This window comes from Mariniphaga sp., from assembly GCF_041687215.1.
In the GTDB taxonomy this organism is placed as follows: Bacteria; Bacteroidota; Bacteroidia; order Bacteroidales; family Prolixibacteraceae; genus Mariniphaga.
Map to the genome: position 1 here is coordinate 66555 of NZ_JAWLCI010000013.1, position 11379 is coordinate 77933.

An 11379-nucleotide genomic window follows, 5' to 3' on the forward strand; every position below is an offset into this window, starting at 1 on the left:
CCGAAAACCAAATTGCATGAATAAAGGTGGTGATAAAAAAAAGCACACACTTCGGAATAAAAAAGTTTCTGCTGTTAAACAAGAGTCAGGCTATTCACATATCTCCGTGACAGATGTTGTTGTTGAAAAACTAACACAAATCTGGCAGGAAATTCTGGAAATTGATACAATTAGTGTTCATGACAACTTTTTTGAATTGGGAGGACATTCCATACTTGCAATGAAAGGGATAGTTCGGATTAAAGAAAAATTTGAGATTGAAATCTCCTTTAAAGATTTTATGAATTTGCCTACCATCACTCTTCAATCGGAATTCATAAAAACTCATTTAACGGATCAGAAAGGCATTATTCACGAAACGAAAGGTAAGTTGCGAATCGAAGATAAATTTGAGATTGAAATGGCTTATGAAGATTCAATTTATCTGCCAACAATTTCAAAGCAAGCCGAATTAATAAAAACTCCTGTAAGTAATCTGAATAGTTCCGGATTATTACATGATATATCTCATTCGGAAAATGCTGAGAGGTTTCCATTAACCGAAACACAAAAAATATTATGGTATTTATGCATATTAAATATCAATAGTCCGGCTTATAATCTTCCATTTACTCTAAAATTCACTGGTGATTTAAACGAAAATATTCTACATAAAACAATTGAATACTTATTTAAACGACATGATATAATTTTTGCCACGTTTCACAGTGATGATGGTGAACCATACCTGACAATTAATCAGAATCAGAGTATAAAAATTAAGGAATATGATTTAGACCGACTTCCGGAAAATGAGTTGAAAAAAAAATATAATGAAATAATAGTTGCTGATTCAAGGCTCGCGTTTAATTTGGAGAAAGGACCTTTGTTTCGCCTGCACCTTTTAAAAATCAATCGGTCAGAATGGTTATTTCACATGACCATTCACCATTTGGTATTTGATGGAATTTCGTGGGGGATTTTTTTGAAGGAATTTAATTCTGTTTATAAAAGTTTATTAAATACCGAAGATATTAAACTGGAAGATATTAAATTTCAACAGTACCATTATGCAAAATGGCTCGAAAAGAATCCTTTACAACAGAATTCTCATTCATTGGAATTTTGGAGAAGATATCTGGATGGAATCCCTGCCTATACCAATTTTCCTTTGGATAGAAGCAGAAAAAACCCACCAAGTGGTAAGGGGGCAAAAACGACCATTAAAATTTCAACTGAAATTGCTAATAAAATAATAGCTCTCAGTAAGAGTCGGAATACAACGGTATTCACTACCATGTTATCGGCGTTCAGCCTGTTAATAAAAAGATTCAGTGGTGAAAACGATCTTTGCATTGGTTCTCCGGTTGCTGACAGACCATACAAATTCATTGAGAATGTTTTTGGATATTTTGTAGATACACTTCCGTTGCGTTTTAATTTTGAAGGAATTAACACATTTGAGGATTTATTAAACTACACAAAATCCACAATATTCAATGTGCTTGAAAACAATAATATAGGTTATGATAAAATAGTAGAGATTGTCAATCCGGAGAGAACCCCATTATATAATTCCATTTTTCAAATAGCATTTGTCTGGCCAAAAGATTTATCCGGAACCATAAAAACAGGAGATCTTCGAGGCGAGCGATTTATTATTAAGGAAGATGTTGCACCTTTTGATATTATTTTTTACATGTGGGAAATTAATGGTGATATTAAGGGCGAAATAGAGTATAACATTGACCTGTTTGATGAATCTACGATAAATAGTCTTAGGGAGAGTTATATACAGTTACTTGACTCAGTTGTAAAAAATACCAAAGAAAATATCAATAATTTACGCGTTGTAAATGAGAATCAGTTTAATATTCTAAAGGAATTTAATAATACCAAAGTGCCATATCCTCAGGTGGGTGTATGCTCAATATTAAAGCAAATAAGCGATTTATTACCCAAGAAACCTGCACTTAGTTATAATGGACAAAAAGTTAGTTATTCAGAACTGGAAGAAAAGTCGAATCAACTTGCGTTGGAGCTTATTCGAAATGGAGTAAAAGTGGGAGAACCTGTTGGTATTTTTATGGATAAATCAAACGAATTGATTATTTCAATCGTAGCCATTTTAAAAATTAATTGTTATTACCTGCCTCTCGATCCCGAATATCCTTTGCAAAGAACATTAGATATAATCCATGATGCCGCTTGCAGGTATATCATTACTTCAAAAAATCAGGAAAGTATATTAACAGGTTCGTTTAAAAAAATTACTATTGACGATTCAATTTGGCAAAATAAAACAACTACACTTTCTTACTTTTCCAGCCCGGAAGATTTTGCATACATAATGTACACTTCCGGAACCACAGGAACACCGAAAGGAAGTATTATAAAACATAAAGGCATTTTAAGATTAGTGCTAAATACAAATTACATCCATCTCGAAGAACATGATAATATACTATTAACTGGGGCAATAGGTTTCGATGCCTCTACTTTCGAAATTTGGGGGGCATTACTAAATGGATGTACGCTATTTATTATTGATAAAGATGTGTTACTTGATCCATATAAGCTTGAAAAGGAAATTATTAAAAATAATATTACAGTACTTTGGCTCACTTCTTCCATATTTACTCAAATTACAGAATTAAATCCAGGTGTTTTCGCGAATCTTCGGTATTTATTGGCAGGAGGGGATGTATTGTCAATAGAGCATGTAATTAAAATACGGAACCTGTTTCCATCCCTCACCATCATAAATGGCTATGGACCAACAGAAAACACCACGTTTTCCACATGCCATATTATTCAAAAAGAATATCAGGATAACATTCCTATCGGAAAACCCATAAGTAATTCAACGGCATATATTTTTAATGAACATTTACAATTACAACCCATAGGAGCATTTGGTGAGCTTCATGTAGGGGGGGATGGATTATCTCATGGATACCTCAACAGACCAGAGCTCAATGCTGAAAAATTTATTAACAATCCTCTAAATTCTGGCGAAAAACTGTTTAAAACCGGAGATAAGGCCAGGTGGTTGCCTGACGGAAATATTGAATTTCACGGCAGGATTGATGATCAGTTAAAAATCAGGGGATACCGGGTTGAACCGTTAGAAATTGAATTTCAAATTAATAAAATACCTGAAATAATAGAGTCTGTTGTTAAACCTATGGAGAGACAAAAGGGCAATATTCAACTTTACGTTTTTATTCATAAACAAAAAGAATCAAATCTGCGAGAGGAAGATATTGTATCATATCTGAAAGAAAGGTTCCCATCCTATATGATCCCCGCTTTTTATGATTTTAGAGTTGGTTTACCCAAAACTATTAATGGTAAAATTGATCGAAAGGCTCTTAAATTTAATTCTGACATAATATCTTCAAAAGTTGGTATTTCGACAAATCCAAATGATACAAGTTTGTTTCCTATAACCAATGAACAACAAAGATTAAGGTTACTTAATGAAACTTTTCAAAAATCGAATGAAAAAACAGAAAATTTTAAATCTGTTTGTGAGATTACTTTACCAAAGTTAAATGAAATAAACGATACTTGTTTTGAAATTCCGAACAAACTTTTACATGAATTTTTTATGGAAAAGGCAGAGGAATTTCCCGATAAAACCGCCGTTATAATCAACAACAGCTTTTTAACTTATGCCGAACTTAATGTTTTATCCAATCAGGTTGCCAATAAGTTGATACAAGATGGAATAACCCCGGGTGATTTTGTTGGAATAAATCTACCTCCTTCGCTCGAACAAATTGTTGTTGTTTTAGGAGTACTTAAATCTGGAGCAGCATATTTGCCCCTTGATCCATCCTTTCCTGAGGAAAGGTTGAATTATATCCTTGAAGATTCCGGTGCTTCCTATGTAATAACAAAAAACAAAAAGAGTAATTTTTCAAAAATAAATCACCCATTTAAAGAATTCAATTTAGAAAATCTTGAAGAAATATCTGATCAACCAAAAATAATCAACCCTATTAAAAAAAATAATCAGGACAATATTGCTTACATTATTTATACATCAGGATCAACTGGAAATCCCAAAGGAGTATTGGTACATCACAAAGCAGCAGTGAATTTTATTTTAAGTATGTCTGAAACTCCTGGGATTTGCAAAGACGACAGACTTCTGAGTGTTACAACACTCTCTTTTGACATTTCGGTACTGGAAATATTTTTACCTCTGTCATTCGGAGCTACGTTAGTACTTGCGAGTGAAGAAGATCGAACCAGTAATTCTTTGTATAAACTTATTGGCAAATATGGGATTACAATATTACAGGCAACTCCGGCAACCTGGAGTATTTTACTTCAGTCTGAATGGGATGGAAATGCAAATTTGAAAGCATTGTGTGGTGGAGAGGCAATGTCCCAGCAACTTGCAAAAGATCTGATTTCAAAAGTCAGTGAATTATGGAACATGTATGGCCCAACCGAAACTACGGTTTGGTCAACTTGCAAAAAGATTTCCGATGCACAACATCCAATTGGGATCGGCCTGCCAATAGGGAATACTCAAGTTTATATCCTGGATGATAATAAAAATTTATTGCCATTGAATGTTAAAGGTGAAATTGCAATTGGGGGCGAAGGAGTAAGCAAAGGATATCATAACCGGGGGCAATTGACAAAAGAAAAATTTATTGTAAAAGATGGACAGATACTCTACCGAACAGGAGATATAGGAAAAATTAGAAATAATGGGGACATTGAAGTATACGGAAGAAATGACAACCAGATTAAATTAAATGGATTTAGAATAGAACCAGGTGAAATAGAATCCAAGCTATGCCTCTTCAAAGGAATTAAAGAAGCCGTGGTTAAGGTTCATCAATATTCAGATAATGATAAGCGTCTTGTTGCATTTTTATTAACGGAAAAGGATTTTATTCCTGATGAAAAGGAGATTATATCTGGTTTGAAGAAACAACTTCCAATTTACATGATTCCTTCATTTATTCAATTTCAAAAAGATTTTCCAAGAACTCTCAATGGTAAGACTGATAGAAAAAAGCTAATCTTTAATCAAGAGAAGGCTGGACAAGATGTACCTGAATTTGATTGGCATCATTTGAACACAATAGAATTGAATATATATCAAATAATTTCAGATATAATTAAACATAAAAATTTCAATGCTGATGATAGTTTTTTTAATATTGGAGGCACTTCTCTTCTCTCGCTAAAATTAATTTTCAGAATTGAAAAAGAATTTAAGGTTTTAATACCAGTCAGGGATTTTCTGGTTAAATACAATACTGTGCGTCAGATTGGAAATCTTATAAAACAAGAGAAAGCAAAAAAGATTGATTTTAACTTTAAACATTTTGAAATAAATAAAAATTTTAGGTATCTGTATCGTCTGCAATCTTTTGGAAATGAAATTCCAATATTCAGCTTTTATTGTGAAGAATTATTTGCAAATATTAAAGGATTCTCAAGAACAATTTATGATTTTATATGGCCAGGTTCCGATGGGAGACCATTTAATTTTAAATCTGTTGGCGAGTTAGCTGAAAATTATTTGGTTGAAATTAAAAAAGTAAATCCGAATGGCCCTTATTACCTCGTCGGATTTTCATTTGGAGGATTGGTAGCCTACGAAATAGCGCAAAGGTTAATCAAAAGCGGAAACAATGTGCCAATTCTTTTTCTTATAGATGTCATTAATCCTCGAATAAGTACTGCTGTAAAGTTAGGCCCAAAATTTAAAAAAGCATTTACAAAACACCTCTTCAATACTATTATACAGCAATCAAAAGAACAAATAAAGAGAATTACAATACTTATCTATTTCAAATTAGAGAAAAAACTTCCACCTAATCTCATTCAAACAAACATAATGCTTGAGGCTAATAAATTGATGATGAATTATATTCCACAATTTTATCACGGCGACGTACATTTATTTAAATCTGAAAAAAATATTATTTCTGATCCTTATCTGGGTTGGAAATCTATGGTTAATAAAATCAATTGGTTCAGTTTGTCAAGTCATCATACTGAGGCTGTTTTAGAGAATAATAATAAAATTAAAATTCTTTCTGAACTAAAAAGTATTATAGACAGGATTGAAATAAATCGCAGTAAATAGGGTGCATCGACACGATAATTAGCAGGTTCCGAACCCCTGACTTTAAGAATGCCGATCGAATCCGAATCAACAACTTGGTTATTGCAAACATGGTTTCAAATGATTTAAATAGTCTTCCGGAAACTACTGTAAGTAAATGGAAAAAGAACCTGGCTGAAATACTTCCGGTTTATATGGTACCTCAAGAGTTTAACTTGTTGAGTGAATTTCCCACAACTCCAAATGGAAAAATAGACCGCAAAGCTTTAAAGGAAATTAAATCAATTAATTACGTAAAACAATCCTTTGTGATTGCTCAAACTAATACAGAAAAAAATTATTGAGACTATTTGGAAAGAATGTTTGGGGATTAATGAAATAGATATTAAAAGTGATTTTTTTGAATTGGGAGGTCATTCAATCCTGGCAGTAAAAGTAATGGCTCTCATAGAGAAACAAACTGGGACAAGACTGCCGCTAGCTTCTTTAATAGAATATCCCACAATTGCAAAATTATATATGGATAAAAAGATTATTTCCTGGGATTCATTAGTACCATTAAAACCAACTGGCGATAAAGTCCCCCTTTTTATCGTACATGGAGCTAATCATAACGTATTGATTTATAAAAATTTAGCAGGCAGTTTAGATGATGGTCAGCCTGTTTATGCCTTGCAGGCTAAAGGACTTAGTGGTGAGGTTGAACCCCACAAGTCTGTGGAGGAGATGGCATCTCACTATATTTCGGAAATTAAAACTATAAATCCGGATGGCCCTTATGCGTTGGGAGGGTTTTCTTTTGGTGGTATTATAGCTTTTGAAATGGCAAAACAATTGAAGGCCGAAGGAAAGAAAGTAAAAATTCTTGCCCTTTTTGACAGTTATGTTTATCCTAGTTATTATTATTCCAATCCTTTAGTCAAAAAAACAGTATCTGCGTCTTATAATATAGCCCAGCTAATATTTATGGGATTAAATATGTTTAGCAGTAAAAAGAATTTTAAACGGAGAAAAGACTTGCTTAAACTCAAAATTTATGGATTGTATTTAAGAATAAAATATGGTAGAGAAAAACAGAACCAGTTACAGTTTAATTACTCTTCAAAAATCGATAAGATGCATGAATTGGCATTTATCCGTTATAACCTAACTCCTCAAGATATAATAGTAGATTTGTTTAGATCGACAGAAAACATTTATTTTGCGCATGACTATAAATATTTGGGTTGGAAAAGTATTGCGCTGAAGGGAATTCGAAAACATCTGATATCTGGAAACCATTCTGAAATGTTTTTATCACCTGCTGTTGAAGAGGTTGGTAGTGTTCTGCAAAAGATTATGGATAGCGATGATTCTGAAAACTATGAGTGAAGTATTTTGCGGAACATTAGAAACCTGGACTCGAGGTTTTAACGATAGACTGGAAGTTGACCTGGGATTAAAACTTTATAAAATCGAGCTATCCAAATACAAGGAATCAATTTCAAGTCTAAAAGAGTTTTTATCACCTTTTGAAAAGAATAGGGCAAACAGATACCATTTTAGTAAAGATAAAAATAGGTTTATAATATGTAGAACGGTATTAAAATTTCTGTTGGCGGAACAAACGGGATTGGATGTTAATGAAATAGTTTTAGATAAATATTTTAATAAAAAACCCTATTTACCTTCTCACCCGTCGGTATTTTTTAATGTTACACATGCTGATGATTATGCTGTAATAGCAATAGCAAAAAAACCCATAGGAGTTGATATCGAGTATGTAAATGAAGATTTTGAATTTAAAGAAATTTTATTAAGCTTTTTTAATAAATCTGAAATAGATTATGTACTAAATAGTAATGATAAACAGCGTACTTTTTATAAATTATGGACACGCAAAGAAGCAATTGTTAAAGCTACAGGTAAAGGAATAGATGATGATTTCCCGGAGATAGTATCATTGGATGGATACCATCATTTGCGCCCAGGGTTATTAAGCAATATTGAAGTATTACAGGCATTTAGCTTTGAATTGAATGATGACTATATTGGGGCAGTTGCATGCTCTGGTTCATATGAACATGCAGGTAAACTTATATTTTATCCAATACCTGTTGATTTTCAAAAAATTATAAATACTCATAGCAAAAGCACAATTTAACCAATTAAAACATTTTCCATTTTATCCATATTTGATTATTAATGAGCGATTTAGACTTTATTTTTGTAAAATAAAATTGACATATTGTTTTGATAATAAACACATTACGAGTTTTAAAAACAACAAATAAATTCAGTTCTATTTTTAGTCAAATAGATGACCTACGAATATAAACCCTTTTTATAATCTATTGATAGTGAAAAATTTGAGGCTTTAAGCGTCCGGCTACTTCCTTTTTTACTCGAAATAAAAACTATCTTTGAAAAAATAAATAAATTCATGTCCAAAAAAATATGGCTCTCCTCTCCCCACATGGGAGGAACAGAACAAAAATATGTACAGGAAGCTTTCGATTCCAACTGGATTGCTCCGCTGGGACCCAATGTAAATGGATTTGAAAAGGATTTGGCGCTTTATACCGGAGCAAAGGCGGCTTCTGTTTTAAGTTCAGGAACAGCAGCTATCCATCTGGCTTTGATCCTTCTGGGTATAAAGCCAGGCGATGAAGTGCTGGTTTCTTCATTTACCTTCTCAGCTAGTGTGAATCCAATTGTTTACCTGGGAGCTACCCCTGTTCTCATCGACAGCGAACCGGAAACATGGAACATGAGTCCGAAATTGCTGGAAGAAGCGATCAAAGACCGTATTTCAAAAGGGAAAATGCCTAAAGCCATTGTTCCGGTTCATCTCTACGGAATGCCGGCTAAAATAGATGAAATTCTTGAAATTGCAAATCACTATAAAATTCCGATGATTGAAGATGCAGCGGAGGCTTTGGGAAGTACTTATAAAAATAAAGCACTGGGGACATTTGGATTGATGGGTGTACTTTCGTTTAACGGAAATAAAATAATCACAACCTCCGGGGGAGGTGCGCTAATTTCCGACAACGAGAAGTTGGTTGAACTATCCAGGTTTCTTGCTACTCAGGCACGTGACAATGCCCCCCATTACGAACATTCGGAAATTGGTTACAACTACCGCATGAGCAATGTGGTTGCCGGCATTGGACGTGGACAAATGGAAGTTTTAAACAGACGAATAGAGCAACGCCGGGAAAACCATAGGTTTTATAAAGAACATTTAAAAGATTATCCGGGCATTACTTTACTTACAGAACCGGGACCGGACTATTTTTCAAACTACTGGCTCACCTGTATTCAAGTTAATTCTGCAATGACAAAGGATTTAACCAGGGAAGACATCAGGCGGGCGCTTGAAAAAGAGAACATTGAATCACGCCCCCTTTGGAAGCCCATGCACCAGCAACCTGTTTTTAAAGACTGCCCTTATTATGGTACCGGAGTTTCTGATAAATTGTTTGAGAATGGGCTTTGCCTGCCTTCCGGCTCTAGCCTTACCGGGGAAGATAAACACCGGATAATAGGTATAATAAAAAATACATTAAAATAAGTTAAGCCTTATCTCTCCCTCAATTCGTACAAAAGAATCAAGGACAAGTTATAAATATATACGGCATCAATAACAAATACCACCACTTCATTTTGCCTGGTTGTATCTCTATTCAGCTTCAGTGCACACTTAATCAAATGAGAAAAAAGTAAGTGATACGCATCTGAAATCAGTTAAAAAGTTTGACATAAAATCCTAATCCTTTGGAAAAAATGACTAAGCTTGACAAAAAAACAGGAAAACCCAGATTAGAACCAAAATCAGGTTTTAACCAGGAGGAACAACTTTTTATATTCCAGTCCTATTTAAACCAAAAAGAGATCCAACTGCATTTTAATGTCGGCTCCTTAGGTTTTCTTCCAGCAAATGATGAGGGGCATGTTGATGCGCTCGCTATTGCGCTTTCTATTGGAGAAAATCCTTTTCTCATTAACCCGGGTCAGGAATTCTACCAAAAGGAAAATTCATGGAAAAAATATTTTACAGGCACACTGGCAAACAATACAATTAGAGTTAATTTAAAAGACCAGGCAGAATGGATAAAACCATTTACCTGGATGAATCAATTCAAAACCACCATACTGGGAAAAAAGGCTGATAATAAAGTTGTAAAAGTTAAAGCACAGCATGATGGATATAAAAATTTGGGAGTAAATCATTTAAGGGAGATAATTTTTGAAAAATCAAAAAATTTGATTTGGATTAATGATACCATTGAGTGCCGGAAATCAGGCTTCAATTTTATTGAGATTCCTTTTCACTTTCATCCTAAAACCTTTGTGAAGCAAAACAACTCTATAAACTATCAGGTAAGTGATGAAAACGATAATTTATTAAACCTTATAATTGACAAAAAGCTAAAAACCCAAATGGTTAAAGGCCAAATAATCCCACAAATTTTAGGCTGGCATTCTGAATCGCTTGACAAAAAAGAACCCTGCACAACCATTTATTGTACAGCCCTGATAGAACAAACGATAACCTTTCAATCCATATTACTTATAAAATAATTTCAATTGATTTTGTTTTATACAAAGCGACAGGAGTTTTTTAGAAGGGATTCTTTCTTAATCTCCAAATCCGGCTGGTGTTTGTTATATTTGACCGCTGTTTTTAACAAATACAAAATAGGAAAAGTTGTTAGTGATTATTGCAGTTGAATTTGATGGAACAATTGGAGAACACAAACATCCAAAAATTTGGTAAGGAAAAACACATTGCCATAAAAATTCTCAACCTGATATAGTAAAGAGGGCATCAACTGATTCTTTGAATTTGATGATTTGATTGCGGCAACCATTTTGAAACAGAAAATTTTTATTTTTAACCGTTTATAAAGTTGAATTTTTACAAATGAAAAAGCTGTTTTTAATTGCTGCATGTATTATTTGCGCAGGGGGCATTGCTCTTGTAACAGGAGTGCATTTTCTAAGAAATGTTCATGGCCGTAAAATGAACAATGAATCAGGAACAGTTTATATTAAAGAGACATTAAACGGATATGAGATTATAAGAAATGGAAAGCCTTTTTATATAAATGGTGCTGCTGGTTTTTCTCATTTTAAGGAATTAGCTGAAACTGGCGGAAATACCATCAGGGTATATGACACTACTAATATTGCACATATTTTAGATGTAGCTTATGCCAATAATTTAGCTGTAATTGTTGATATACCTATACCACCTTATAATAAAAAGTACAATCTATACCTAAACAAGGATCACAACAAACTTTTAAAAC

The 11379-nt window shown here is 33.4% G+C and carries 7 protein-coding genes; all 7 read left to right on the forward strand.

What is annotated here, in order from left to right; translation table 11 throughout:
* Positions 1 to 16 precede the first annotated feature (16 nt).
* A complete protein-coding gene (locus ACESMA_RS07160; RefSeq protein ID WP_372948100.1) occupies positions 17 to 6103 on the forward strand; it encodes an amino acid adenylation domain-containing protein in 6087 nt (2028 codons plus the stop codon).
* A gap of 89 nt (positions 6104 to 6192) precedes the next feature.
* On the forward strand, positions 6193 to 6426 hold the full coding sequence (locus ACESMA_RS07165; RefSeq protein WP_372948101.1) for a hypothetical protein: 234 nt from the start codon (positions 6193 to 6195) through the stop codon (positions 6424 to 6426).
* Positions 6395 to 7453 (forward strand): thioesterase domain-containing protein, encoded by a 1059-nt coding sequence (locus tag ACESMA_RS07170; protein WP_372948102.1) that lies wholly within the window; start codon positions 6395 to 6397, stop codon positions 7451 to 7453. Before ACESMA_RS07165 ends, ACESMA_RS07170 begins: the two co-directional genes overlap by 32 nt.
* Complete coding sequence (locus ACESMA_RS07175; protein WP_372948103.1) at positions 7446 to 8225, forward strand: 4'-phosphopantetheinyl transferase family protein; 780 nt, start codon at positions 7446 to 7448, stop codon at positions 8223 to 8225. Before ACESMA_RS07170 ends, ACESMA_RS07175 begins: the two co-directional genes overlap by 8 nt.
* A gap of 279 nt (positions 8226 to 8504) precedes the next feature.
* Positions 8505 to 9638, forward strand: coding sequence for a DegT/DnrJ/EryC1/StrS family aminotransferase (locus ACESMA_RS07180; protein WP_372948104.1), 1134 nt, complete (start codon positions 8505 to 8507; stop codon positions 9636 to 9638).
* Between the two features lie 212 nt (positions 9639 to 9850).
* Positions 9851 to 10648 (forward strand): heparinase II/III family protein, encoded by a 798-nt coding sequence (locus tag ACESMA_RS07185; protein WP_372948105.1) that lies wholly within the window; start codon positions 9851 to 9853, stop codon positions 10646 to 10648.
* Positions 10649 to 10991: 343 nt separating this feature from the next.
* A partial coding sequence (locus ACESMA_RS07190; protein WP_372948106.1) for a hypothetical protein occupies positions 10992 to 11379 on the forward strand: 388 nt, incomplete at its 3' end.